This is a genomic window from Caballeronia zhejiangensis (assembly GCF_022879815.1).
GTDB classification, from domain to species: Bacteria; Pseudomonadota; Gammaproteobacteria; order Burkholderiales; family Burkholderiaceae; genus Caballeronia; species Caballeronia zhejiangensis.
In genome coordinates this window covers 218,964-242,778 of record NZ_CP084284.1, presented here as the reverse complement: position 1 = coordinate 242,778, position 23,815 = coordinate 218,964, and the positions used below count along the sequence as shown (strand labels likewise).

The window sequence follows — 23,815 nt, the reverse complement described above, 5'->3', positions numbered from 1 at the left end:
ACTGTCATCATGAGCCAGACAACCTTCGACCTCGCGGTGTTGCGCAGCTTCGTCGCGGGCGTGGACCTCGGGAGTTTCGCGAAAGCAGCCGATCGCGTCGGGCGTTCGACGTCCGCCGTCAGCGCCCAGATTCACAAGCTGGAAGAACAGGCGGGCACACCGCTGTTTCGCAAATCGGGACGCGGGCTCGCACTCACCGATGCCGGCGAGGTCATGCTCAACTACGCGCGGCGGCTCGTCGAGCTGAACGACGAAGCCGCGGTCGCGGTTCGCGGCGTCGATCTGGAAGGCTGGATCCGGCTCGGTCTGCAGGAAGATTTCGGCGAAGTCGTGCTGCCCGATGTGCTCGGACGCTTCGCGCGAGCGCACCCGAAAGTGCGGATCGAAGCGCGCGTCGCGCGGAATACGGAACTGCTGGAGCGCATCGGCGGCGCGCAGCTCGATCTCGCGCTCGTGTGGGGCGCGGCGGGCGTGCCGGATGAAAGTCAGGCGTCGAATCTGCCCGAGCCGATCGCCGCGCCGCCGATGCGCTGGATTGCGTCATCGACCGTTCCCTGGCATTTCGACGCCGACGAGCCCTTGCCGCTCATCGTTTTCGATCGGCCGTGTCTCTTCCACAGCGCGGCGGCGGCGGCGCTCGACCGTGCGGGCATCAAATGGCGTGTGGCGTTCACGAGCCCGAGCCTGTCCGGACTGTGGGCGGCGGCAGCGGCGGGACTCGGCGTGACGGTGCGAACGAGCTACGGCCTGCCGTCGACCGTTCGTCCGCTCGATGGCGGCGAAGGCGGTTTGCCCGCGCTGCCGTCGATTCCGCTCGCGCTGCATCGCGCGTCGGGAAAGGGCTCGCCGCTCGTCGAGCGGCTGGCGTCGCTCGTGGTGGAATCGGTGCGGGAAGCGCACGTTTCCACGGAAACGGCGCTTGCCTAGACGTTCAGGCGTCGCGGCGCTTGTCGCGCTCGATCACGGCATACGCACTGTGATTGTGGATCGACTCGAAGTTCTCGGCTTCGAGCGTATAGGCGACGATGCGCGCGTCGGCGTTCAGGCGCGTCGCGACATCGCGCACGAGGTCCTCGACGAACTTCGGATTTTCATACGCGCGCTCGGTGACGAACTTCTCGTCCGGACGCTTCAGCAAGCCCCACAGTTCGCACGACGCCTCTTCCTCGGCGATGCGGATCAGTTCCTCCACCGCCATCTCGTCGGCCAATTCCGCCGCAATCGTGACGTGCGAGCGCTGGTTGTGCGCGCCGTACTGCGAAATCTTCTTCGAGCACGGGCACAGGCTCGTCACCGGCACGAGCACCTTGATCGACATGCGCGTGTCGCCGTCACGCCGCTCGGCGATAAACGTCACTTCGTAGTCCAGCAAGCTCTTCACGCCCGAGACCGGCGCGGTCTTCATGACGAAGTACGGCATCGTCACTTCGATACGGCCGGAGTGCGCTTCGAGCTTCGCCAGCATCAGCGAGAGCAATCCGCGCAGCGCGTGCTGATCGACCGGCAGCCGGTGCTCTTCCAGCAACGCGACGAAACGCGACATGTGCGTGCCCTTCTGTTCCGCGGGCAGATGCACGTCGAGGTTCCATACGCCGACGGTCGGCTTCAGCCCGTCTTCCGTCAGCACCGTCAGCGGATAGCGCACGCCCTTGACGCCGACGCGCTGAATCGCGATCTGACGCGTGTCGGGCGTGCTCTGGACGTCGGGCATCACGAAGGCGGGATTCATCTGATTCATTTGTTTTGTCCTTATGCGCCGCGCGTCGCGCAAGACGCGAGCGGGTCGATACGTTCAAGCGCACACGGCGCGGGACGATGCCCGCGCCGTGTGCCAAAGCGTTGATGCACGGCGCACCCCGAGCGCGCCGTTCGAGCGAAGCGTCGTCAGGCGACGCGCTTCGTCAGCTTCCCTGCGTTGGCGCTTTCGATTGCGTCGATGAAGCGCTCGCGAATCGACTTGGCGATGCCAGCCGCGTCCAGTCCGACGCTCGACAGCAGCTTGGCCGGATCGCCGTGATCGATGAACACGTCCGGCAAGCCGAGTTGCAGCACGGGCTTCACGATGGAGCTTGCAAGCAGCGCTTCGACGCACGCGGAACCCGCGCCGCCCATGATCGTGCCTTCTTCGATCGTGACGATCGCGTCGTGCGTGGCGGCGAGTTCGCGCAGCAGATCGGCGTCGACCGGTTTCACGAAGCGCATGTTGGCGACGGTCAAATCCAGTTCCTCGGCGGCGGCGAGCGACGGCGCGACCATCGTGCCGAACGCGCAAATAGCGATGCGCTTGCCCGAGCCCAGCTTTTGCGACGACTCGCGGCGAATCTCGCCCTTGCCGACCGGAATCGCGGTCATCTGCTTGACCGTCGCCACGCCGGTGCCCGCGCCGCGCGGATAGCGCACGGCCGTCGGGTTCGGCTGCTGCAGCGCCGTGTAGAGCATCTGGCGGCACTCGTTTTCGTCCGACGCGGCCATCACCGTCATGTTCGGGATGCAGCGCAGGAACGCGAGATCGTAGTTGCCCGCGTGCGTCGCGCCGTCCGCGCCGACGAGGCCCGCGCGATCGATCGCGAACACGACTGGCAGATTCTGCAGCGCGACGTCGTGGATCAGTTGGTCATACGCGCGTTGCAGGAAGGTCGAATAGATGGCGACGACCGGCTTCATGCCGTCCGCGGCCAGGCCGCCCGCGAAGGTCACCGCGTGCTGTTCGGCGATGCCGACATCGAAATAGCGGTCCGGGAAGCGCTTCTCGAACTCGACCATGCCGGAGCCTTCGCGCATCGCCGGCGTGATGCCGACCACGCGCGAGTCTTGCGCTGCGGCGTCGCACAGCCATTCGCCGAACACCTGCGTGTAAGTCTTCTTCGATGGCGCCGTCGACGGCTTGATGCCTTCAGCCGGATTGAACTTGCCCGGACCGTGATACAGCACCGGATCGGCTTCCGCGAGCTTGTAGCCCTGGCCTTTCTTCGTGACGACGTGCAGGAATTGCGGGCCGCGCAGTTCCTTGATGTTCTGCAGCGTCGGGATCAGCGAATCGAGATCGTGACCGTCGATCGGGCCGATGTAGTTGAAGCCGAACTCCTCGAATAGCGTGGCCGGTACGATCATGCCCTTCGCGTGCTCTTCGAGCTTGCGCGCGAGATCGAGCACGGGCGGCGCATGGCGCAGCACGCGTTCGACGCCCGCGCGCGCGGCGGCGTAGAAACGGCCCGACATCAGACGCGCGAGATGGCGATTCAACGCGCCGACCGGCGGCGAAATCGACATGTCGTTGTCGTTGAGGATGACGAGCAGCGGCACGTCGTCGGCGACGCCCGCGTTGTTCATCGCTTCGAAGGCCATGCCCGCGGTCATCGCGCCGTCGCCGATCACGGCGATCGAAAAGCGGTTGTCGCCCTGCAGCTTGTTGGCGATCGCCATGCCGAGCGCAGCCGAAATCGACGTGCTCGAATGCGCGGTGCCGAAGGTGTCGTATTCGGATTCGGCGCGGCGCGGGAAACCGGAGATGCCGCCGAGCTGGCGCAGCCCCGGCATCTGATCGCGGCGGCCGGTCAGGATCTTGTGCGGATACGTCTGATGACCGACGTCCCAGACGATGCGGTCATTAGGCGTATCGAACACATAGTGCAACGCGATGGTCAGCTCCACCGTGCCCAGATTGGACGACAGATGGCCGCCCGTCTGGGACACGCTATCGAGCACGTAGGCTCGCAGCTCGTCGGCCAGCGGTTGCAATTGGCGGCGATCGAGGGCGCGGAGATCGGCCGGATCGTCGATGGTTTTCAGCAAGTCGTACATCGTCGTCCCATTTTAGGAAAACTGGCGTGATTCGTTCGGTGCGATTGTTTCTTTCTTCGCACCGTGGGGTTCGTCACGCGTTCAACAATCAATTCACCCGGTTCACGACCAGGTCGGCAAGCTCGGCGAGACGCTGGCCGCGCGCGCCGAACGGCTCGATCGCGGCGTGCGCGTCGCGGCCCAGTTGCGCAGCGAGTTCGCGCGACGCATCGAGCCCGATGATCGATACGTAAGTGGGCTTGTCGTGCTGCGCGTCCTTGCCGGCGGTCTTGCCGAGCGTGGCGGAATCGGCGGTGACGTCCAGGATGTCGTCGACGACCTGGAATGCGAGACCGATCGCTGCCGCATACCGATCCAGCGACGTCAGCGCTTCCGCGCCCGGATGCGTGCCCGCGAGCGCGCCCATGCGGACCGATGCGCGCAGCAGCGCACCTGTTTTCTTGCGATGCATCGTCTCGAGCTCGGGGCGCGACAGCTTGCGGCCGACGCTTTCCAGGTCGATCGCCTGACCGCCCGCCATGCCGAGCGAGCCGCTCGCGACCGCCAGCTCGCGCACGAGCGCGGCTTGCTGGGCATCGCTCAGACCGTTGCCTTCCGCCGTCAATGCGACGAACGCTTGCGATTGCAGCGCGTCACCGACGAGCAGTGCCGTCGCTTCGTCATATTGGATGTGTACGGTAGGCTTGCCGCGACGCAACGCGTCGTCATCCATGGCGGGCATATCGTCATGCACCAGCGAATAGACGTGGATCATTTCGAGTGCCGCGCTCGCCGCTTCGACGGCCTGCGCGCTCGCGCCGGTCAGCTCGCCCGCCGCGTGGACGAGCAGGGGCCGCACGCGCTTGCCGCCGCCCAGCACCGCGTAGCGCATGGCTTCGTGCAGGCGCGCCGGCGCGACGTCCGTGCCCGGAAGATAGTGTTCCAGCGCCGTCTCGACGCGATCGAGCGTCGCGCGCATCCATTGTTCGAAGGTCATAGGTCGTCGTCCCCGTCGTCGTTCGTCGCTCCGGCACCCTGCGTGGCGCGCTGCACCTCGGCGGGCAACGGTTTGAGCGTCTCGCCATCGAGAACGCGTACCTGCTGCTCAACTTTTTCGAGTTGCTGTTGGCAAAAGCCGACAAGCGCTGCGCCGCGGCGGTATGCCGCAAGCGATTCCTCGAGGCTCAGCGCGCCCTCTTCCATGCGCGCGACGAGCGATTCGAGTTCTGCCAGCGCCGCCTCGTAATTCTCGGGAAGCGGGGCGGCGTCCGCGCTCTGTGCGCTTGCGCCGGTTTGCTCGCCTGTTTCCTGGACAGCGGTCTTCGCCATGAATCGTGGATGTGCAATTGAATTTTTGGAACCAAGTCGCACATTCTACGGCAAAAGCCAAATTTTCGACCCGCATCCCGTCCACGCGGGACCGTCGAGATTGCTTTGCCGGATTCTCCGCCAATCGGGAAGGAACGTGCGATTCAAGCGCGCGGGCGCAACGATTGCGAGGAACTCTCGCGACAATTTATACCCAAATCAAGACCTTAAGCACCCCAAGGATGCGGATTTCGGTATAATCGCGGGCTCCCTAAATCGAATCTTCGATGGTTGGGTTGTTCACTGCTTTCACGTCTTAACGGGAGTGGGAATGTCCAATCTGAGCAATGCATTGCAGCTGAACGCCATTCACAGTCAGCTGCCAGTCACGGCTTACTTTGACGAAGCGCTTCTTACGCGCGAACTCGACACACTTTTCAAGCAAGGTCCACGCTACGTCGGGCACGAACTCATGGTTCCCGAAGCGGGCAACTATTTCGCGCTTCCGGGCGAAGGCGAAGGGCGCGTGCTCGTCCGCAATCAGCAGAACAATATCGAACTGCTGTCCAACGTGTGCCGCCATCGCCAGGCGATCATGCTCAATGGCCGCGGCAGCGCGGACAACATCGTCTGCCCGCTGCATCGCTGGACCTACGATCTCAACGGTCAACTGCTCGGCGCGCCGCATTTCGCGGACAAGCCTTGCCTGAACCTCGGCAAGACTTCGCTGCAGAACTGGCAAGGCCTGCTCTTCGAATCGGAGGGCCGCAACGTCGCCGCGGATCTCGCGAGGCTTGGCACCGCAAAGCACTTCGACTTTTCGGGCTTCATGTTCGATCACGTCGAAGTGCACGAGTGCAATTACAACTGGAAGACGTTCATCGAAGTCTATCTCGAGGACTATCACGTCGCGCCGTTCCATCCGGGACTCGGCAGCTTCGTGTCGTGCGACAACCTCGAGTGGGAATTCGGCGACTGGTACAGCGTCCAGACCGTGGGCGTCCACAAGAACTTGGAAAAGCCGGGCAGCCCGACGTATCGCAAGTGGCACGACGAAGTCCTGCGCTTTCGCAACGGCGCGCCGCCCGAGTTCGGTGCGATCTGGATGGTGTATTACCCCGGTCTGATGATCGAGTGGTATCCGCATGTGCTGGTCGTGTCGTGGCTGATTCCACAAGGCACGCAGAAGACGACGAACATCGTCGAGTTCTATTACCCCGAGGAAATCGCGCTTTTTGAGCGTGAGTTCATCGAGGCCGAGCGCGCTGCGTATATGGAAACCGCGCGTGAGGACGACGAAATCGGCGAGCGCATGGACGCGGGCCGGCGCGCGCTGATGTCGCGCGGCGAGAATCAGGTCGGGCCGTATCAGAGCCCGATGGAATCCGGCATGCAGCACTTCCACGAGTTCTTGCGGCATCAGCTCGGCGCGATCTGATATAGGCCGTTCGGCCAGAGTTACGAAAAGGCGGGCTTTCAGGCCCGCCTTTTTGTTTAGACTAACGGTTCAAGTCTCGCACATGAGCGACGCACAGGAGCCGTCATGCCGCACACCCACTACACCACGCTCATCTCGGCGGCGAATCTCGCCGAACGGCTCGCCGCCGCGCCCGGCAGCATGCTCGTCTTCGATTGCCGCTTCGATCTGGCCGCGCCCGAATCCGGCGAAGCGGCCTATGCGCAAGGGCATATTCCCGGCGCGCACTATCTTCATCTGGATCGAGATCTGTCCGGCGTCAAGACGGGCACGAACGGGCGTCATCCGCTGCCGGAGCGCGCCGCGCTCGTCGCCAAACTGGCCAGCTTCGGCCTGAACGAGGGCCAGCAAGTAGTCGCGTACGATGCCCACGGCGGCATGTACGCCGCGCGTCTCTGGTGGCTGCTGCGCTGGCTCGGGCACGATTCCGTCGCGTTGCTCGACGGCGGCCTGCAGGCCTGGGAAGCCGCGGGCAATCCGCTCGATACCGCCGTGCCGCCGAAGAGGCAGGGCACGTTCAAGGCCGGCGCGCCGCTTCAGGTGACGATCGACGCCCCGGCGATCGAGCGCAGCATCGGCACGCGCGATCATCTGCTGATCGATGCGCGCGCCGCCGATCGTTACCGCGGCGAGAATGAGACGATCGATCCCGTCGGCGGGCACATTCCCGGCGCGCTGAATCACTTTTTCAAGAACAATCTGACGGCGGAAGGCCGCTTCAAGACCGCGCACGAACTGCGCGAGGCGTTCGGTTCGCTCGTCGGCACGACGCCGGCGGACCGCGTCGTCCTGCAATGCGGCTCGGGCGTGACGGCATGCCATAACGCGCTCGCGATGGAGATCGCCGGCCTGCACGGCGCGGCGCTCTATCCCGGCTCGTGGAGCGAGTGGAGCGCCGATCCGGGCCGGCCCGTCGCGACCGGCCCGAATCCGTGAACGCCGTTATTTGACGCCGTGCTCGCGGAACCACGCGAGCGCGCGCTTCCATCCGTCCTCGGCGTCGGCTTTGCGATAGCTCGGCCGATAATCCGCGAAGAACGCATGCGGCGCGTCGTCGTAGACGACGAACTGCGAGTCTTTCGCGGGCGGCGGGTCGTTCGCGAGCGCCTGTTTCATCTGCTCGATCGTATCCTGCGGGATGCTCTGATCCTGCCGGCCATATAGGCCGAGCACCGGCACTTTGAGCTGGCCCGCGAGGTCGATCGGATTGGCCGGCGTGTTCTCGGTCTTGTTGCCGACGAGCCGTCCGTACCACGCCACGGCCGCCTTCACATTGGGATTGTGCTCGGCATAGAGCCAGGTGATGCGCCCGCCCCAGCAAAACCCGGTAATGCCGACGCGCTTCGGATCGCCGCCATGCTCGCCCGCCCATTTGACCGTCTGATCGATGTCGGAGATCACTTGTGCATCGGGCACTTTCGACACGAGTTGTTCGTTGAGCTGCTGCATCGACTTGTAGGCCGATGCATCGCCCTGACGCGTGTAGAGATCCGGCGCGATGGCGAGATGACCCTGCTTGGCGAAGCGCCGGCAGACGTCGGCGATATGCTCGTGCACGCCGAAAATCTCGTGAATCACGATGATGACCGGCAAATGCGTCTTGCCTTTGGGCTGCGCGCGGTACGCCGGCACGAGCGTGCCATCCGCGCCGCGTATGCCGATGGCGCCGGCTTCCAGCCCATCGCTGTCGGTGTGAACGGTTTGCGCGGACACCGGCAGCACGGCGGCCGCGAAGCCGGTGCCGAAGGTCGCCTTGATGAAATTGCGTCGGTTGAACGGGACGTGCGGAATGAGGCTGTCGACTTCAGGGTCTAGCATACGAAGCTCCCGCGGCAATGCCGTCGCGGCGCGTACTCGATCGCGCGACGGCGAGGATCGTTGAAATCCGCGCGACGCGATCAAGGCGTCACGACGCGCGGCGCTGCACGACGATGAACGCGCGTTATGCATTAAGCGCGCCGCTCATTCTAAACAGCTTTAAACGAACGGCGCAGCGGATCTGTTCCGTCAGTGCAGCTTGACACGCGGGGCGGTGGAACGGCGCAGCCAGTGCGCGACAGTATCGAGCACCATGCGCGCATAGCCGTGCAGCGCGGCCACATGCAGGCGATACAGCGACATGTACATGAAGCGCGCGAAGAGGCCTTCGATCAGCATGTTGCCACCGATCAACCCGCCCATCAGATTGCCGACCGCGCTGTAATGGCCGAGCGACACCAGCGAGCCGAAATCGCGATACGTGTACTCGGGCAACGGCTTGCCCTGCAACATCCGCTCGAACGACTTGAAGAGGAAGCTCGCCTGCTGATGCGCGGCCTGCGCGCGCGGCGGAACGTTGCGCTCGTTGCCGGGCCACGGACACGCGGCGCAATCGCCGAGCGCGAAGACGTTCTCGTCGGTTTCGGTTTGCAGCGTGCGGCGCACGACGAGCTGGCCGAGACGATTGGTCGGAAGTCCGTCGAGATTGTTGAGAATCGCGGGCGCCTTGATGCCCGCCGCCCAGACTGTGAGATCCGCGCGAATCGTCTTGCCGCTCGCCGTGCGGATCGTGTCGCGCGAGACCTGCGCGACGGTTTCGCCCGTCATCAGCTTTACGCCGAGCTTCATCAGCAGTTCCGCCGTCGCGCTGGACACGCGTTCCTGCAATGCGGGCAGAATGCGTGGCCCGGCCTCGATCAGCACGATGCCGATATCGTGCTTCGGATCGAGCTTGTGCAAGCCGTATGCGGAAAGCACTTGCGCGGTATTGCGCAATTCCGCCGACAATTCGACGCCCGTCGCGCCCGCGCCGACGATCGCCACCTGAATGCGCGGCACGGGATCGACGCCGGGCTCTTCGTCGACTTCGTCCACGCCCGCCGCGACGGGTTCCGGTGCGAAATGCTCCGCGCGCATGCAGGCCGCGATCAGGCGCTTGCGGAAGAGCTCCGCCTGACCGACGGTATCGAGCGCGATCGAATTCTGCTGCGCGCCTTCGACGCCGAAGAAATGCGTCGTGCTGCCGATCGCGATGACGAGCGTGTCGTACTCCAACTCGCGCTCGGGCAGCAGTTCGCCGGCTTCTTCATCGCGCAACGCGCCGATCGTGATGCGCTTCGCCGCCCGATTCAGTCCGACGAGTTCACCCTGCTGAAACTCGAAGCCGTGCCACAGGGCTTGTGCCGCGTATTCGAGTTCCTGCGTGAAGGGATCCATGCTGCCCGCCGCGACTTCATGCAGGAGCGGTTTCCAGATATGCGTCGGGTTGCGGTCGACGAGCGTGACTTGCGCTTTCGGCGGCGTTTTGGAATCCGTCGAGCCGAAACGGTCGCCGAGACGAGTTGCGAGTTCGAGGCCGCCTGCGCCTCCGCCGATGATGATGAAGCGATGCATGGAACTCTCCCTGTGCTTTTATATTCGATCGGCCTTCGTGCTTATCTTCCTCGATTGAAACATTGTGCGGAGCTTCGGTGACAGTCACAAGCGAGTCACCAACATGTCGGACATATGCGACATCCGCGCATATGTCCTTGCACCGGGAATTTCAGTGCGCTTCTTCCCAGTTGGTGCCGACGCCCACTTCCGCGACGAGCGGCACTTTCAGCTTCGCGACGCCGCACATCAGTTCAGGTAAGCGCTTCCTGACCTCGGGCAGCGCCTCTTCGGGCACTTCGAGCACGAGTTCGTCGTGCACCTGCATGATCATCTTCGCGCCGATGCCCGACGCTTCGAGCCAGTCCTGCACCGCGATCATCGAGAGCTTGATGAGATCGGCGGCGGTGCCCTGCATCGGCGCGTTGATCGCCGCGCGCTCCGCCGCCTGACGGCGCGGCCCGCTGCCGCCATTGATCTCGGGCAGCCACAGACGCCGGCCGAACACAGTTTCGACGAAGCCGTTCGCCTTCGCGATCACGCGCGTATTTTCCATGTACGCGGCAACGCCGGGATAACGCGCGAAATAGCGGTCGATATAAAGCTTCGCCGCATCGCGCGTGATGCCGAGATTCGACGCGAGCCCGAACGAGCTCATGCCATAGATCAGGCCGAAGTTGATGACCTTCGCGATGCGGCGCTGATCGTTGTCGACTTCGAGCGGCGTGACGCCGAACACTTCCGACGCCGTCGCCCGGTGCACGTCTTCGCCTTCGCTGAACGCGCGCATCAGCGATTCGTCGCCGGAAATGTGCGCCATGATGCGCAGCTCGATCTGCGAGTAATCCGCCGATACGATCTTGCAGCCCGGCGATGCGATGAACGCTTCGCGAATGCGCCGCCCTTCGCCCGTTCGCACCGGAATGTTCTGCAAGTTCGGCTCGTTCGACGACAAACGCCCCGTCACCGCGACGGCCTGCGCATAGTTCGTATGCACGCGTCCCGTCGATGCGTTGACCATGCGCGGCAGCTTGTCCGTGTAAGTGGACTTGAGCTTGGACAGCCCGCGATGCTCGAGCAGCACCTTCGGCAGCGGATAGTCTTCGGCGAGCTTCTGCAGCACTTCTTCATCGGTGGAAGGCGCGCCGCTCGGCGTTTTCTTCACGACCGGCAATTGCAGCTTCTCGAAGAAGATCTGGCCGATTTGCTTCGGCGAGCCGAGATTGAACTCGCCGCCCGCGAATTCGTACGCCTGCGCCTGCAAATCGATGAGCCGCTTCGCAATCTCGTTGCTCTGCGCTTCGAGCCGTTCGCGATCGATCAGGACTCCGTTTCGTTCCATCTTGCGCAGCACGCGCGAAGTCGGCATTTCGATGTCGCGATACACGCGCAACAAGCCTTCCTCCTGCGCCACTTGCGGATAGAGCGCCTGATGCAGACGCAACGTGATATCGGCGTCTTCGGCCGCATACGCGGAGGCTTTGTCGAGCGGCACTTCATCGAAGCCGATCTGCGATGCGCCCTTACCCGCGACGTCTTCGTACTTGATCGTCTTCACGCCGAGATGACGCAACGCGAGGTTGTCCATGTCGTGCGGACGATGCGATTCCAGCACGTACGATTGCAGCAGCGTGTCGTGCTCGACGCCGCGCATTTCGATGCCGTAATTGGCGAGCACCTGCTCGTCGTACTTCAGATGCTGGCCGACCTTTTTCTTCGATGCATCTTCGAGCCACGGCTTGAGTTTCGCGAGCACTTCGTCGCGCGGCAGTTGCTCGGGCGCGTCCGGCCCGCGATGCGCGACCGGAATGTACGCCGCATGCCCCGGCTCGACAGAGAACGACATGCCGACGATCTGCGCGGTCATCGGATCGAGCGACGTGGTTTCGCTATCGAACGATGTGAGCTCCGCTTCATTGATGCGCTCGAGCCACGCATCGAACTGCTCCCATGTCTGCACCGTCTCGTAGTGATGCACGATTTCGGTGACTTCGGCGGGCGGCGTATCGGTCGGGCCTTCGACGGCATCGGCGATTTCGACTTCGCGCAGCCACGTCTTGAAGCCGTGACGCAGGAACACGTCGCGCAGTTCGTCGCGCGACTCGGGACGCGATTGAAGCGTCGCATCGATCGATTCGATTTGCGATGTGAGGTCGCACTCCGTGTGCACGGTAACGAGCTTTCGCGCCATCGGCAGGAAGTCCAGAGCCTTGCGCAGATTGTCTCCTACCGCACCCTTGATCTCGTTCGCATGCTCTACGATGCCATCAAGGGTTTCGTATTGCGTGAGCCATTTGATCGCTGTCTTGGGACCGCATTTTTCGACCCCCGGCACGTTGTCGACGGTATCGCCGATGAGCGACAGATAGTCGACGATGCGCTCCGGTGGCACGCCGAACTTCGTGAGCACGCCGGCGCGGTCGAGCGTTTCGTTGGTCATCGTATTGATGAGGGTGACATGATCCGTCACGAGTTGAGCCAGATCCTTGTCGCCCGTCGACACGATCACCTTCATGCCGCGCTTTTCGGCTTCGACCGCGAGCGTGCCGATGACGTCGTCCGCCTCGACGCGCTCGATCATCACGAGCGGCCAGCCGAGCGCGCGCACGGCGACGTGGATCGGCTCGATCTGCTTCGCGAGGTCTTCGGGCATCGAAGGGCGGTTGGCCTTGTAGTCGGCGTACCAGTCGTCGCGGAAAGTCTTGCCTTTGGCATCAAATACGCACGCGCTATACTCTGCATTGATTTCGCGCCGCAAGCGCCGCAGCATGTTGATCATTCCATACAGAGCGCCGGTGGGCCCGCCGTCGGGGCCTCGCAAGTCCGGCATTGCATGGTAGGCCCGGTACAAGTAACTAGAACCGTCGACCAATAGCAGGGTCTTACCTTCAAGACTTAGTTCTTCAGGCATTATGAACAAGAGAAAAGTGATTCCGAGTCTGCGATCGCTCGCAGATCAAGAGCGCGCGACGGCCAAGAAGGCTCGCGCATCGTGGCAGATGTTCACGATTATGGCAGAGTTTATCGAGGCGACCGAGTACCTCTCGGAGATCCGCCCTGCCATCAGCATCTATGGTTCGGCGCGTCTGAAACCGGAGTCGCCGTACTATCAGCTCACGATCGAAATCGCGCAGAAATTCTCCGACGCGGGCTTCGCCGTCATATCCGGCGGCGGGCCGGGCATCATGGAAGCGGCGAATAAAGGCGCGCACGCGGGCAAGTCGCCTTCGGTCGGCTTGAACATCGAGTTGCCGCACGAGCAATCGGGCAATCAGTGGCAGGACATTTCGCTCCGCTTCCGTCACTTCTTCACGCGCAAGGTCACGTTCGTGAAGAACTCGGACGCGGTCGTGGTGATGCCGGGCGGCTTCGGTACGCTGGACGAGCTCGCGGAAGTGCTCACGCTCATCCAGACGAAGAAGTCACGTCACGTTCCGATCGTGCTCGTCGGCGCGGAGTTCTGGGCCGGCCTGCTCGACTGGTTCAAGAACACGTTGCTGACCAACGGCGTCATCAGCGAAAAGGATCTCGACCTGATGCAAGTCATCGACGATCCGGATCAGGTGCTCGAAGCCGTGTTGCGCTTCTATGAAGATCGCGAGGAATCGGTCGAACAGCCGGCTGAGAGCAAGTCGGATGAGGATCGGATGTTCTATCTTTAATCGAGACTCGATGCGAGCGGTTTCATGAACCGCTCGCATCGTCTCACGCAGAAGGCATCATTGAAACGCCACTTCCGCGAAGCTGCGCAACTTCCGCGAATGCAGCTTCGACAACCCATTCTCGCGCAGCAGTTCCATCGCCTTGACGCCGATTTGCAAGTGCTGATCCACCTGCGCGCGATAGAACTGATCCGCCATTCCCGGCAGCTTCAATTCACCGTGCAGCGGCTTATCGGACACGCATAGCAGCGTTCCGTACGGCACGCGGAATCTGAATCCATTGGCCGCAATCGTCGCACTCTCCATATCGAGCGCCACCGCGCGGCTTTGCGACAAACGCCGCACCGGCTCGCGATGATCGCGCAACTCCCAGTTGCGGTTATCGACGCTCGCGACGGTGCCCGTACGCATCACGCGCTTCAGTTCGACGCCTTCGAGCTGCGTCACCTGCGCCACCGCGCGCTCCAGCGCAACCTGCACTTCCGCGAGCGCAGGCACCGGCACCCAAAGCGGCAGATCGTCATCGAGAACGTGATCCTCGCGCACATAGCCGTGCGCCAGCACGTAATCGCCGAGACGCTGCGTATTGCGCAGCCCCGCGCAATGTCCGAGCATGATCCACGCATGTGGACGCAGCACCGCGATGTGATCCGTGATCGTCTTCGCGTTCGACGGCCCCACGCCGATGTTCACCATCGTGATGCCGCTGCCGTCCGCGCGTTTCAGGTGATACGCGGGCATCTGCGGCAGACGCGCGGGCTGCGCGCCTTCCTCCGGCTGCTCGCCGAGATTCGCGTTGTACGTGACGACATCGCCCGGTTCGACGAACGATGAATACGCGCTGCGATACGCGCGCGTTTCCTCGTCGTCGGCGCGCGACATCATCGTGCGGCCGAGCTTCACGAACTCGTCGATATAGAACTGGTAGTTCGTGTACAGCACGTAATTCTGGAAGTGCGTGGGCGACGTGGCCGTGTAATGCCTCAGCCGATGCAGCGAGAAATCGACACGCGCGGCCGTGAAGAGCGCAAGCGGGTGCGGCTCGCCCGGCCCCGGCTCGTACGTGCCGTTGACGATGCGATCGTCGAGCAGCGCGAGGTCGGGCGTATCGAAGATATTGCGCATCGCGAGCAGCCGGTCGCGATCGAGATCGCCTTCGAGATGGATGCCTTCCGCGAACGCGAAGTGAATGGGGATGGGATGCGCCGACACACCGACTTCGAGCCCGACGTGATGGTTCTTCGTCAGCAGTCGCAATTGCTCGCGATAGTAATCGCCGAAAAGATCGGGACGCGTCAGCGTCGTTTCGTAGATGCCCGGCCCCGCCACGAAGCCATATGAGCGCCGCGAATCGATCTGCGAGTTGAGCTCGGTACGCACGCGCACGAACGGATAGCACGCGCGCACGCGATGCGTGAACTGCTCGTTGCGGCGATAGCGCGCGAATGCATCGCGCAGAAATGCGGTATTCGCTTCATAGATCGCCGACAGACGCGCGACCGCCGCAGCGGGATCTTCGAAGGATTCGGTCGGAAAATCGTTGGCAGGCGTGCCCTGCGTGCTTTGAGTCCGGTCGTTTGTCATGATCTTGTGTCTTTCTTCGATGCCCTCGTAATGAATCGACATTAACACGGAAGAATGTGCGGACCATGAAGTCCCTCCTCACGTGAGTGCGTGCGATCACACCTCGCAACACGTTTTTGACGTTCGAAGTCGAATTTCGCGAAAGCGGCGCAAAATAAGGCGTTGGCTGCGCGCGCGCCGCTCAGTCAGCAACCGTTTTGTTAGAATCCGGCCATCGCCTGGAGAACCATCATGAAGCCGCACCTTTGCGCCGCCGCCGCGGCAGTCCTCGCCGCAGCAAGCTTCGGCGCATTCGCGCAGCCGGCGCAGCAAGCCGCCAACGCAGAACCCCAACCGGCGGTGCAGAAAATGTCGCCGGAAGAAGCGGCGGGCCTGCCCGATCTGAAATCCATCAACCGTCCGCCCGCGAACGTCAGCTCGAAAGTCGAGATTTCGCCGCCGCGCACACCGAGCTATCACGAGCTGAGCACCAACGGCACCGAGATCACCGAATTCCGCGACAAGGGCAAGCCCGTCGAAATCGACGTGCGTTCCAATTTCGGCACGCGCTATCAGATGAGCGCGCCCGCCGACACGTCGCCGCAAGTGCGCGACAACGGCAAGGCCAGTACGCGCCTGCCGTCGATCAACCTGCATTACTGATCACTTAAAGATGGCTTCGGACCCGCTCTTTCCGGGCGGGTCGCGGCACCGTGGCTGCATGCCCGGCGCCACCGTTCACCGGCCTCTTCCTGGCCGTCCAACCTGACCGACGTTTCCCGCATGGCCGTCTTCACTCCCGTCACCAACGCCGACCTCGGCGACTGGCTGCAAGACTACGATCTCGGCGATGTCGTCGAATTTCGCGGCATCCAGTCGGGCATCGAGAACAGCAATTTCTTTCTCACGACGACGCACGGCGAGTACGTGCTCACGATCTTCGAGAATCTCACGGCAACGCAACTGCCGTTCTATCTCGATCTGATGCGCCATCTGGCTTCGCATCGCGTGCCGGTGCCCGATCCGATGCCGCGCCGCGACGGCTCGCTCTTCGGCATGCTGCATGGCAAGCCCGCGTCGATCGTGACGAAGCTCGAAGGCGCGCCCGAACTCGCGCCGACGTCCGCGCATTGCATCGAAGTGGGGCAGATGCTCGCACGCATGCATCTCGCGGGGCGCGACTTTGCGCAGCATCAGCCGAATCTGCGCAGCCTTTCATGGTGGCAGCAGAAGGCGCCGTCGATCGCCGAATTTTTAAGCGGCGAGCAGCGGGCATTGTTCGAAGACGAACTCGCGCATCAGGCTGAATTTTTCGGCTCGGCGGATTACGCGTCGCTGCCGGAAGGCCCGTGCCATTGCGACCTGTTCCGCGACAACGTGCTGTTCGCGCACGGCCGCGAGCACGCGCGCCTCGGCGGTTTCTTCGACTTCTACTTCGCGGGCGTCGACAAGTGGCTGTTCGATGTCGCCGTAACGGTCAACGACTGGTGCATCGATCTCGCCACCGGCGTGCTCGATCCCGCGCGCGTCGATGCGATGCTGCGCGCCTATCAGACGGTGCGTCCGTTCACGCCCGCCGAAGAGCGTCACTGGAACGACATGCTGCGCGCCGGCGCGATGCGCTTCTGGGTCTCGCGCCTTTTCGACTTTCATCGCCCGCGCGAAGCGCAAATGCTCAAAGCGCACGATCCCGGCCATTTCGAACGCATTCTGCGCGAACGCGTCAAAGCCGCTTCTCCCGCCAATCGATAACCAGCAACATGCGACTGATCGAAGTTCCGGCCAAGACCGGCTACGTGTGGTTCCGTCAGGGCATCTGGCTGTTCCGCCGCAACCCGTTTGCCTTCCTCACGGTGTTCTTCGCGTATCTGTTCGTGATGACGCTGATCTCCCGTGTGCCGCTCGTCGGCCCGTTGCTGCCGCTGCTGTTCATTCCGGGGGTCGCGGTCGGCTTCATGGCGGCGTGCCGCAACACGATCGCGGGCAAGCCCGTCTGGCCGACCATTCTCGTCGACGGATTCCGCTCGTACGGCAGCGTCGTCGCGCGCAGGCTGCTCGCGCTGGGCGCGCTGTACATCGTCGCGATGATGGTCATCTTCATGGCGTCGGCGCTCGTGGATGGCGGCACGCTGCTCAGCATCATGATGGGCGACGGCCCGAGCGGCGATCCGGAAACGGTTGCCGCGAGCTTCAGTCCGCTCGCGGTGCTCGTCGCGATGGCGTGCTATGTCCCGATCGCGATGCTGTTCTGGTTCGCGCCGATCCTCGTCGCGTGGCACGACGTGCCGCCCGCGAAGGCGCTGTTCTTCAGCCTCGTCTCGTGCTGGCGCAATCGCGGCGCGTTCATTTTTTACGGCGTGCTGTGGATCGTGATCGCGCTCGCGGTCTCGTTCGGCCTGACCACGCTGATGCAGGCGCTCGGCGTGGGACAGGAAATGGCGCTCGCGGTGCTGATGCCGGCATCGATCATCGTCACGACCGCGCTGTATTGCTCGTTTTACGCGACGTATCGCGGCTGTTTCGGCGTGCAGTCCCCCGATTCGCCGGACATTCCCGACGCACCGGGCACGCCCAAGGCTTGACCGGATGCCGCGCTCTTCGAACGGGCGCGGCGATCGTTCGTGCGCGAAGCATTGCACGTACACTAGCGAGATCGGCCATCCCGGCCTTTCGCCGCGCCTCTGTCATGACCTCGTCAAACGCTTTGCCTGAGTTTCCGCTCGAACTCGATCAGCAGCTGTGCTTCGCGCTCTATTCGACTTCGCTCGCGATGACGAAGGCGTACAAGCCGCTGCTGGAGAAGCTCGGGCTGACGTATCCGCAATACTTGGCGATGCTCGTGCTTTGGGAATCCGACGACCTCACGGTCAAGGAAATCGCCGCGCGTCTTTCGCTCGATTCCGCGACGATGACACCGCTTCTCAAGCGTCTCGAAGCGCAGGGCTATGTCGAGCGCGTGCGCGGCGTGGAAGACGAGCGCCAGGTTCACATCCGACTGACCGACGCCGGCGCCGCGCTGAAACAAGCCGCCCGCGCGATTCCCAGTGAAATCTACTGCGCCTCCGGTTCGGACATCGACGCGATGCTGCGTCTGCGCAACGATCTAGTGCGGCTGCGCGCCTCCCTCGGCGAGTACATCGACGACTGATCCGAACCGATAGCAGCACGCTAACGGCCCCATCGTCGAATTTTAATTTGCACACTAATTAATAGCGCGATATATTTACGCCGTGGTGAACGCAACATTGATCTGACAACCGAAACATAAGGAGAGAAACGATGAGCATCCTGTACAAGGCGACGGCAACCAGCACCGGCGGACGCGATGGCCGCGCCATTTCCTCGGACGAGCAATTGAATGTGAAGTTGAGCGCGCCGAAGGAACTGGGCGGAACGGGCGCACCGGGTACGAATCCCGAGCAATTGTTCGCTGCGGGCTATTCCGCCTGCTTTCTCTCAGCGATGAAGTTCGTCGCGGGTCAGCAAAAGCGCGCAGTGCCGGCCGATACAAGCGTCACGGCGGACGTGGGCGTCGGTCACAACGATGCAGGCGGATTCAAGCTCGATATCGAGCTGCGCGTGTCGCTGCCGGGCCTCGACGCGCCCGACGCTCAGGCATTGGTCGATGCAGCACACAAGGTTTGCCCGTACTCGAACGCGACACGCAACAACGTGGATGTGCGCGTGAAGCTCGTCTGAGACGACGCGAGCGGAAACAAAAATGCCGGCCTAAAAGGCCGGCATGTTCCAGAACCGTCGAAGGCAGAGCTTAGTTGGACATCCACGCCGGGTGACGCGCCGTAGCACGCTGATCCAGCTTCTTCATACGATATTCGAGATCGTAGATGTCCGTGGCTTCGGCGAGATAAGCGTCGTCGCGCGCGCGATCGCGTTCATCGGCGGATTTGGTCAGGAACAGGAAAATACGGCTGAGCAGGAACATGGTGGGCCTCGCTTGAATACTGGGGTTACTACCTATGAAGCGGATTATAGGGTAATCCCTGATCCAACGCCAGCCCTAATCGCTAGAACGCTGATACTAAAGACTAAATTGCAACACCTGCAACACGGCGCGCCCGGCGTCAGGCGACGTACGCATCGCGCGCGGCCTCGCTCGGACGCCGCTGGTGCTTGAAAAACTCCCACATCACCGCTGAAGAATCCGGTCCTTTGGACGAGTGGAAAGCGACGGTATCGTCGCCGCCGGCCCATGAATGGCCCAGGCCGCGCACGATCGACGTCTTCACCACGCGTCGGCCGTTCTTGAAATAGTCCGTCACGACACCATCCGGATGCGCTTCCTCGCGCGCCTCGCCCGCGCGGCGATTGCCTGCGGCGTCGATGAAGCCGTTCAGCCGCAGAAACTGCTTGGCGAGCTGCTCCGCGTTCGCGGCCGCGACCACCGAATCCAGTTCTCCGTGCACGATGATCGCCGGCATGCCCGGATAATCGCGAACGTCGACAGCCGCGTCGATGAGCGTGACGGGATCGCTGCGCGCGCCGCGGCGCATGACGTCCATCGCGCCGATGGCCGAACGCGCCTCGCCGAACACCACGCCCGAGTGCAGGCCGACGGCCGCGAACACGTGCGGATAACGCACGGCGAGCAGCGCCGCGAGTCCCGCACCGGCGGACATGCCCGCGAGATAGACGCGCTCCGGATCCAGATCGTGCTGCTCGACCATCGCGTTCACCAGCGAGACGACGGACGCAGCTTCGCCACCGCCGGCGCTACCGGAATCGTCATACCAGCGCCAACAGCGATGCGCGTGATCGTGCTTCGATTGCTCCGGATACAGCACCGCGAATCCGTATCGATCGGCAAGCAGATTGATGCGCGTGCCTTGCGCGAATTCGTCGGCGTTCTGCTTGCAACCGTGCAGCATGACCACGAGCGGAACCGGCTCGGACCCGGCTTTCGGCGGCAGATAGAGCGCGTACGACATGTGATTGACGAAGCGGCCGCTCGTCGGCGGGGCCGAATGATACGAGCGCGCCCACTTCCCGCGCGCCCACGCCGACGCGCGCGGACGCACACGCGATTCGCGCGGCACGGGACGCGCGCTGGCGCGGGGCGCTGTTGCCGCCTTCGCAGACGCCCCCGATTTCAGTTTCGACTTGACGGTTTTCGCGCGCGCGGGCTTGGCCGCCGCACGGGGCTTGGGTGTGCGGATCGCTTCGACTTGGCCGGCGACCAGGCGTCTCAAGCCGCGCAACCAGAGCTTGGTAAGGCTTTTGGACATTTCGGCTGGGTCCTCCACTTCATGCAATGGGATGGCGCGACGAAAACGCGCGCCGTGTTGTGCATTGCACAATAACATTAAAACGGCTGGATAACCTGCCTTGAGCGCACAGATCTCGGGATGAATTAACAGCAAATCGCGAAGATACCCGAAATTAGACGATAGTTACGCGATGTAACCGTCAACTCGCTTTAAGCAATGTCGGATAATTCAGTATGTTCCCAAGCGTTATACTGGAGCGAATTTGCGGCAGCGTGTCGAAGCGCCAGCCGCCGGCAGAACGGCCCCCTCGCCGCTGCCGCACTGCAGCAACCCTTATTCCCACAAAACCAATGACCGTAGACCTACCCGTTTCCGCCTGGATCTCCGTGACCGCGCTCGGCAGCGTCGGCGTGATGGGGCCGGTGGCCCTCATCGTCGCCGCATGGCTCGCCGTCGGCTATCGATGGAAATATTCTGTCGCGTGGCTCGCACTGCTCGGCGCGGCGAGCGGCCTCGTCGCGTTGAGCAAGATCGCGTTTATCGGCTGGGGTATCGGCGTGCGCCATCTCGACTTCACCGGCGTCAGCGGACATGCGCTGATGTCCACAGCGGTGCTGCCCGTCGCGATTTTCGTCGCGCTGTTGCCCGCGCGCGGCGCGTGGCGCGCCATCGGCGTCGCGCTCGGTCTGTTGCTGGGCGTATGGGTGGGCGTGTCGCGCGTCGTGCTCGACGCGCATTCGGTATCGGAAGTGGTCGCTGGTTGCGCGCTCGGCGCGGTCGTCGCGCTCGCGTTCGTGTGGTTCGCGTGGCGCGCCGAGTCCGGCAGGCTCGCGCCGGCGCCCGTCGCCGCGAGTCTCGCGGCGGTCGTCGTGGCGCTGCACGGCGTGCCCGTGCCGACGCAGCAATGGATCACGGAAATCGCGCTCGGGCTGTCGGGCCATGAGCGTCCGTATGTGCGGGCAAGCTGGAAGTCGAAGAAATTTCGCGCGCCGGAACGCCGCACTGAACTGCCGCAGGACGACCGCGCGGCCGCCTGACGCGGCCGCTGCGTTCACTGCATGATGCCTTAATCGTTCACGCCGATAATCACGCTCGACGCCTTGATCACCGCAACGGCCTTCTGACCTTGCGTCAGGCCGAGCGTGTCCGCGCTCTGGTTCGTGATGATCGCGGTGATGGTCGTGCCGCCGTCGAGCGACAGCGAAACCTCCGCGTTCACCGCGCCCTTCGTCAGACTGGCAACCGTGCCACGCAACTGGTTGCGCGCCGACAGCTTTGCGCCGGTGTCTTCCATCAGCATGACCCACGACGCCTTGATAAGCGCGAACGCATCGCTGCCTTCCTTCAGGCCCAGCGCCTGCGTGCTCTCGTGCGTGACGACCGCGACGATCGTCTGCCCGCCGGGCAAGCCGAGTTCGATTTCGTCGTTCACCGCTCCACGCGTGACCTTCGTCACCTTGCCGGCCAGTTGGTTGCGTGCGCTTGTTTTCATTCCCAATCTTCCGATCAGTTCCCAATCGTGGGCGAAGCCTTCGATGGCCGCGCCCGCCCGTTCCAGAAATTTCCGATGCTCGCGTTCGATCGCGTGATACGTGTCGATGAGACGCAACGCTGATGGCGTGAGCGTTGTGCCGCCGCCGCCCTTGCCGCCCGCCGCGCTGGTCACGAGCGGTTCGCCGGCAAGGTTGTTCATGGTGTCGACGGCGTCCCACGCGCCCTTGTAGCTCATGCCCACGGCCTTCGCCGCGGCGGTGATCGATCCCGTGTCGCGGATCGCGGCCAGAAGCGCAATGCGCGCCGCGCCCCCGAGCGTCTCCGTGCCGCTGCGCAGCCATACGGAGCCACCGAGTTCCAGCGGATCGCGCACCTTCGACGGTGCTGTTTTACTCATCTCTAGCCTCTGTGATCGTGCTGAAACAATGGGACGGATTATATCGATGCCTTCACACGCGGACGGTGCATCGAACGCAGCAGCCGCTCGCCTTCGCGCGCGTCCTTGCGCGCCGACGCCGCACCCCAGGCCCGCGCGAAACCGCGCTGATAATCGGTGGCTTCGGGGAGCGCCGCGAGCCGATCGGCGGCGACGGCTGCATCGTTTGCTTCGCCGAGCACCGTCTGCAATTCGCCGAGCAGCTTCGCCGTGTCGGTACGCGTTCTCCGCGACGTCACCGAGCGGAAGAATTCGAGCGCATATCGCAGGCGCTTGGCATGGATGCGGACGCGATGCCGCTCATGCGCTTCGAGCGACGCGAGATCGGGCGCGCGCGCGATACGCCGGTAGTCCTTGCGGATGCGTTTTTCGGCAAAGCTGACAAAGCGCATCGGCGACTCGTCTTCCTGCGATGAGAACCGCGCGAGCCATTCGACGAACGCGAGCATCAGGCGTGCATGGCGCTTCGACGCCAGCGCGTCGTGCACGTTGTCGCGCGCGACGCGGCGCTTCACGTCCGCAGCGGCGATGACCGGTTGCCAGCGCGCGGCGTCGTCGTCCGATTCGGCGTAGGCAGGCAGCGTCCTGTCGGTGAAGACGTCCCAGTCGCGTGCATCGGCGAGCAGGTCGCCGAACCACTTCAGATCGGGCGCGATGCGCGCATTCCACGTGTCGTCGATATCGTCGCGAAAGAGCTTCAGCAGCGTCTTCAGCCGACGCTGCGCGACGCGCAACTGATGCACGTGCTCGTCGCCCAGACCCGCGCGCGACGCGGCCGCGTTGCCGAACCACTGCCCCGCCACCGACGCCGCGATGGCGACGAACGCTTCGCGGCGCGTCGCCGTGCGCGGCAGGTCGAGTTTCGCGGCATGCACAGGTTCCGCTTGCGATGCGTGCTCGTCGTCCGGCGCGATGAACAACGGCGCGGCGTCGATCACCTCGCCCGCGAGCCCGAAGACGGCGTCCAGCGCGCCGTTCAGCGCGGGCGCCGCGAGCCGCAAGATCGGCGGTTCCCCTTCCGAAGTTTCGAGCGACGCGAGAATGTCCGCGCCGCCGGCATCGACGCGCCGTTCGATGCGTTCGATCTCGCGCCCGGCTTCCGAGTCCGCCGCCATATCCCGATGCGCGTTCGCGAGCGGCTCGGCGAGCGCGTCGTCGGCATGCGCGAATTCGATCAGCGACGCCGCCAGATCCTCACCCGCAGGCCGCGCGAAAGTCCGATAGCGCGTGAAGCCGGGCATCGGCACGCTCTCTTTTTGCACGGCGCACAGCGTGCGCGCGCCCTCGAGCGTTTCGATCGACAACCGCCATCGCGGCGTTTTCAGCGGAATCTCGCGCGTCGTGAAGCGCGTCCGGACGGGTTCCGCGCCCGCGAATGCGGCCACGCGATGCAGCGCGTCCTCGGCTCCATCGTCCGATCGATGCGCGTGCAGCGTCACCTCGATCCACATCGTCATGAAGTCTCCCCGGGCGATCTGACGCCGCCCGTCAATTCATACGAAATGGCTGCCGTTTCCCG

General features: G+C 63.6%; 22 protein-coding genes. 10 read left to right on the top strand and 12 right to left on the bottom strand.

The window, feature by feature from the left end:
• Window positions 1–9 precede the first annotated feature (9 nt).
• Entirely contained in the window at window positions 10–927 is a 918-nt protein-coding gene (locus tag LDZ23_RS15605; protein WP_008353965.1) for a LysR substrate-binding domain-containing protein, read from the top strand.
• 4 nt (window positions 928–931) lie between these two features.
• Here the strand turns inward: LDZ23_RS15605 and folE2 are convergent, their stop codons facing one another.
• The 4 genes from folE2 to LDZ23_RS15585 form a co-directional block, all read right to left on the bottom strand.
• Entirely contained in the window at window positions 932–1,738 is an 807-nt protein-coding gene (gene folE2 / locus LDZ23_RS15600) for a GTP cyclohydrolase FolE2 (RefSeq protein ID WP_008353966.1), read from the bottom strand.
• Window positions 1,739–1,884: 146 nt separating this feature from the next.
• The gene (gene dxs, locus LDZ23_RS15595; RefSeq protein ID WP_008353967.1) at window positions 1,885–3,801 is read right to left on the bottom strand and encodes a 1-deoxy-D-xylulose-5-phosphate synthase; all 1,917 of its coding nucleotides are present in this window, start codon (window positions 3,799–3,801) and stop codon (window positions 1,885–1,887) included.
• A gap of 88 nt (window positions 3,802–3,889) precedes the next feature.
• Window positions 3,890–4,777: a polyprenyl synthetase family protein gene (locus LDZ23_RS15590; RefSeq protein ID WP_008353968.1), complete on the bottom strand. Its 888-nt coding sequence runs from the start codon at window positions 4,775–4,777 to the stop codon at window positions 3,890–3,892.
• The gene (locus LDZ23_RS15585) at window positions 4,774–5,109 is read right to left on the bottom strand and encodes an exodeoxyribonuclease VII small subunit (RefSeq protein ID WP_008353969.1); all 336 of its coding nucleotides are present in this window, start codon (window positions 5,107–5,109) and stop codon (window positions 4,774–4,776) included. The genes LDZ23_RS15590 and LDZ23_RS15585 overlap by 4 nt, the downstream gene beginning before the upstream one ends.
• 310 nt (window positions 5,110–5,419) lie before the next feature.
• Here LDZ23_RS15585 and LDZ23_RS15580 point away from each other — a divergent pair, with 310 nt between their 5' ends.
• Both LDZ23_RS15580 and LDZ23_RS15575 read left to right on the top strand, forming a co-directional pair.
• Window positions 5,420–6,526: a putrescine 2-hydroxylase Put2H gene (locus LDZ23_RS15580; RefSeq protein ID WP_008353970.1), complete on the top strand. Its 1,107-nt coding sequence runs from the start codon at window positions 5,420–5,422 to the stop codon at window positions 6,524–6,526.
• A gap of 105 nt (window positions 6,527–6,631) precedes the next feature.
• Entirely contained in the window at window positions 6,632–7,501 is an 870-nt protein-coding gene (locus tag LDZ23_RS15575; RefSeq protein ID WP_008353971.1) for a sulfurtransferase, read from the top strand.
• A 6-nt stretch (window positions 7,502–7,507) separates the two neighbouring features.
• Here the strand turns inward: LDZ23_RS15575 and LDZ23_RS15570 are convergent, their stop codons facing one another.
• The 3 genes from LDZ23_RS15570 to polA all read right to left on the bottom strand — a co-directional run bounded on the left by LDZ23_RS15570 (window position 7,508) and on the right by polA (window position 12,827).
• Complete coding sequence (locus tag LDZ23_RS15570) at window positions 7,508–8,383, bottom strand: dienelactone hydrolase family protein (protein ID WP_008353973.1); 876 nt, start codon at window positions 8,381–8,383, stop codon at window positions 7,508–7,510.
• 189 nt (window positions 8,384–8,572) lie between these two features.
• Window positions 8,573–9,937, bottom strand: coding sequence for an NAD(P)/FAD-dependent oxidoreductase (locus LDZ23_RS15565; protein ID WP_008353974.1), 1,365 nt, complete (start codon window positions 9,935–9,937; stop codon window positions 8,573–8,575).
• 151 nt (window positions 9,938–10,088) lie between these two features.
• A complete protein-coding gene (gene polA / locus LDZ23_RS15560; RefSeq protein WP_244808185.1) occupies window positions 10,089–12,827 on the bottom strand; it encodes a DNA polymerase I in 2,739 nt (912 codons plus the stop codon).
• A gap of 1 nt (window position 12,828) precedes the next feature.
• On the opposite strand from polA, the gene LDZ23_RS15555 reads away from it, so the two are divergent.
• Entirely contained in the window at window positions 12,829–13,578 is a 750-nt protein-coding gene (locus LDZ23_RS15555) for an LOG family protein (RefSeq protein WP_008353977.1), read from the top strand.
• 57 nt (window positions 13,579–13,635) lie between these two features.
• Here LDZ23_RS15555 and LDZ23_RS15550 read toward each other — a convergent pair whose 3' ends face one another.
• Complete coding sequence (locus LDZ23_RS15550) at window positions 13,636–15,162, bottom strand: AMP nucleosidase (protein ID WP_008353978.1); 1,527 nt, start codon at window positions 15,160–15,162, stop codon at window positions 13,636–13,638.
• Window positions 15,163–15,393: 231 nt separating this feature from the next.
• Between LDZ23_RS15550 and LDZ23_RS15545 the strand changes: the two genes are divergently transcribed.
• The 5 genes from LDZ23_RS15545 to LDZ23_RS15525 all read left to right on the top strand — a co-directional run bounded on the left by LDZ23_RS15545 (window position 15,394) and on the right by LDZ23_RS15525 (window position 18,840).
• Window positions 15,394–15,804 carry a hypothetical protein gene (locus LDZ23_RS15545; RefSeq protein ID WP_008353979.1) on the top strand — a complete coding sequence of 137 codons (411 nt, stop codon included), beginning with the start codon at window positions 15,394–15,396 and terminating at the stop codon, window positions 15,802–15,804.
• Window positions 15,805–15,924: 120 nt separating this feature from the next.
• The gene (locus tag LDZ23_RS15540) at window positions 15,925–16,893 is read left to right on the top strand and encodes a homoserine kinase (RefSeq protein ID WP_008353980.1); all 969 of its coding nucleotides are present in this window, start codon (window positions 15,925–15,927) and stop codon (window positions 16,891–16,893) included.
• Window positions 16,894–16,901: 8 nt separating this feature from the next.
• Window positions 16,902–17,723 (top strand): BPSS1780 family membrane protein, encoded by an 822-nt coding sequence (locus tag LDZ23_RS15535; RefSeq protein WP_008353981.1) that lies wholly within the window; start codon window positions 16,902–16,904, stop codon window positions 17,721–17,723.
• 104 nt (window positions 17,724–17,827) lie between these two features.
• A complete protein-coding gene (locus LDZ23_RS15530; protein ID WP_033536081.1) occupies window positions 17,828–18,289 on the top strand; it encodes a MarR family winged helix-turn-helix transcriptional regulator in 462 nt (153 codons plus the stop codon).
• Window positions 18,290–18,420: 131 nt separating this feature from the next.
• Window positions 18,421–18,840, top strand: coding sequence for an organic hydroperoxide resistance protein (locus tag LDZ23_RS15525; RefSeq protein WP_008353984.1), 420 nt, complete (start codon window positions 18,421–18,423; stop codon window positions 18,838–18,840).
• Window positions 18,841–18,910: 70 nt separating this feature from the next.
• Here LDZ23_RS15525 and LDZ23_RS15520 read toward each other — a convergent pair whose 3' ends face one another.
• Window positions 18,911–19,084 (bottom strand): DUF3563 family protein, encoded by a 174-nt coding sequence (locus LDZ23_RS15520; RefSeq protein WP_008353986.1) that lies wholly within the window; start codon window positions 19,082–19,084, stop codon window positions 18,911–18,913.
• A 139-nt stretch (window positions 19,085–19,223) separates the two neighbouring features.
• Window positions 19,224–20,384 (bottom strand): extracellular catalytic domain type 1 short-chain-length polyhydroxyalkanoate depolymerase, encoded by a 1,161-nt coding sequence (locus LDZ23_RS15515; protein WP_008353987.1) that lies wholly within the window; start codon window positions 20,382–20,384, stop codon window positions 19,224–19,226.
• A 332-nt stretch (window positions 20,385–20,716) separates the two neighbouring features.
• Here LDZ23_RS15515 and LDZ23_RS15510 point away from each other — a divergent pair, with 332 nt between their 5' ends.
• Complete coding sequence (locus tag LDZ23_RS15510) at window positions 20,717–21,403, top strand: phosphatase PAP2 family protein (RefSeq protein WP_033536080.1); 687 nt, start codon at window positions 20,717–20,719, stop codon at window positions 21,401–21,403.
• A gap of 29 nt (window positions 21,404–21,432) precedes the next feature.
• Here the strand turns inward: LDZ23_RS15510 and LDZ23_RS15505 are convergent, their stop codons facing one another.
• Together LDZ23_RS15505 and LDZ23_RS15500 are read right to left on the bottom strand one after the other, a co-directional pair.
• On the bottom strand, window positions 21,433–22,257 hold the full coding sequence (locus LDZ23_RS15505) for a molybdenum-dependent transcriptional regulator ModE (protein WP_034471893.1): 825 nt from the start codon (window positions 22,255–22,257) through the stop codon (window positions 21,433–21,435).
• Between the two features lie 38 nt (window positions 22,258–22,295).
• Complete coding sequence (locus LDZ23_RS15500; RefSeq protein WP_008353990.1) at window positions 22,296–23,753, bottom strand: CHAD domain-containing protein; 1,458 nt, start codon at window positions 23,751–23,753, stop codon at window positions 22,296–22,298.
• Window positions 23,754–23,815 lie beyond the last annotated feature (62 nt).

What these genes read in the sequence shown, in the direction of transcription:
- LDZ23_RS15605 (WP_008353965.1), top strand. Translation starts at nt 10, where the DNA reads ATGAGCCAGACAACCTTCGACCTCGCGGTGTTGCGCAGCTTCGTCGCG.
- dxs (WP_008353967.1), bottom strand. Translation starts at nt 3,801, where the DNA reads ATGTACGACTTGCTGAAAACCATCGACGATCCGGCCGATCTCCGCGCC.
- LDZ23_RS15530 (WP_033536081.1), top strand. Translation starts at nt 17,828, where the DNA reads ATGACCTCGTCAAACGCTTTGCCTGAGTTTCCGCTCGAACTCGATCAG.
- LDZ23_RS15540 (WP_008353980.1), top strand. Translation starts at nt 15,925, where the DNA reads ATGGCCGTCTTCACTCCCGTCACCAACGCCGACCTCGGCGACTGGCTG.
- LDZ23_RS15520 (WP_008353986.1), bottom strand. Translation starts at nt 19,084, where the DNA reads ATGTTCCTGCTCAGCCGTATTTTCCTGTTCCTGACCAAATCCGCCGAT.
- LDZ23_RS15510 (WP_033536080.1), top strand. Translation starts at nt 20,717, where the DNA reads ATGACCGTAGACCTACCCGTTTCCGCCTGGATCTCCGTGACCGCGCTC.
- LDZ23_RS15570 (WP_008353973.1), bottom strand. Translation starts at nt 8,383, where the DNA reads ATGCTAGACCCTGAAGTCGACAGCCTCATTCCGCACGTCCCGTTCAAC.
- LDZ23_RS15545 (WP_008353979.1), top strand. Translation starts at nt 15,394, where the DNA reads ATGAAGCCGCACCTTTGCGCCGCCGCCGCGGCAGTCCTCGCCGCAGCA.
- folE2 (WP_008353966.1), bottom strand. Translation starts at nt 1,738, where the DNA reads ATGAATCAGATGAATCCCGCCTTCGTGATGCCCGACGTCCAGAGCACG.
- LDZ23_RS15535 (WP_008353981.1), top strand. Translation starts at nt 16,902, where the DNA reads ATGCGACTGATCGAAGTTCCGGCCAAGACCGGCTACGTGTGGTTCCGT.
- LDZ23_RS15585 (WP_008353969.1), bottom strand. Translation starts at nt 5,109, where the DNA reads ATGGCGAAGACCGCTGTCCAGGAAACAGGCGAGCAAACCGGCGCAAGC.
- LDZ23_RS15500 (WP_008353990.1), bottom strand. Translation starts at nt 23,753, where the DNA reads ATGACGATGTGGATCGAGGTGACGCTGCACGCGCATCGATCGGACGAT.
- LDZ23_RS15580 (WP_008353970.1), top strand. Translation starts at nt 5,420, where the DNA reads ATGTCCAATCTGAGCAATGCATTGCAGCTGAACGCCATTCACAGTCAG.
- LDZ23_RS15515 (WP_008353987.1), bottom strand. Translation starts at nt 20,384, where the DNA reads ATGTCCAAAAGCCTTACCAAGCTCTGGTTGCGCGGCTTGAGACGCCTG.
- LDZ23_RS15550 (WP_008353978.1), bottom strand. Translation starts at nt 15,162, where the DNA reads ATGACAAACGACCGGACTCAAAGCACGCAGGGCACGCCTGCCAACGAT.
- LDZ23_RS15565 (WP_008353974.1), bottom strand. Translation starts at nt 9,937, where the DNA reads ATGCATCGCTTCATCATCATCGGCGGAGGCGCAGGCGGCCTCGAACTC.
- LDZ23_RS15555 (WP_008353977.1), top strand. Translation starts at nt 12,829, where the DNA reads ATGAACAAGAGAAAAGTGATTCCGAGTCTGCGATCGCTCGCAGATCAA.
- LDZ23_RS15505 (WP_034471893.1), bottom strand. Translation starts at nt 22,257, where the DNA reads ATGAGTAAAACAGCACCGTCGAAGGTGCGCGATCCGCTGGAACTCGGT.
- polA (WP_244808185.1), bottom strand. Translation starts at nt 12,827, where the DNA reads ATGCCTGAAGAACTAAGTCTTGAAGGTAAGACCCTGCTATTGGTCGAC.
- LDZ23_RS15525 (WP_008353984.1), top strand. Translation starts at nt 18,421, where the DNA reads ATGAGCATCCTGTACAAGGCGACGGCAACCAGCACCGGCGGACGCGAT.
- LDZ23_RS15575 (WP_008353971.1), top strand. Translation starts at nt 6,632, where the DNA reads ATGCCGCACACCCACTACACCACGCTCATCTCGGCGGCGAATCTCGCC.
- LDZ23_RS15590 (WP_008353968.1), bottom strand. Translation starts at nt 4,777, where the DNA reads ATGACCTTCGAACAATGGATGCGCGCGACGCTCGATCGCGTCGAGACG.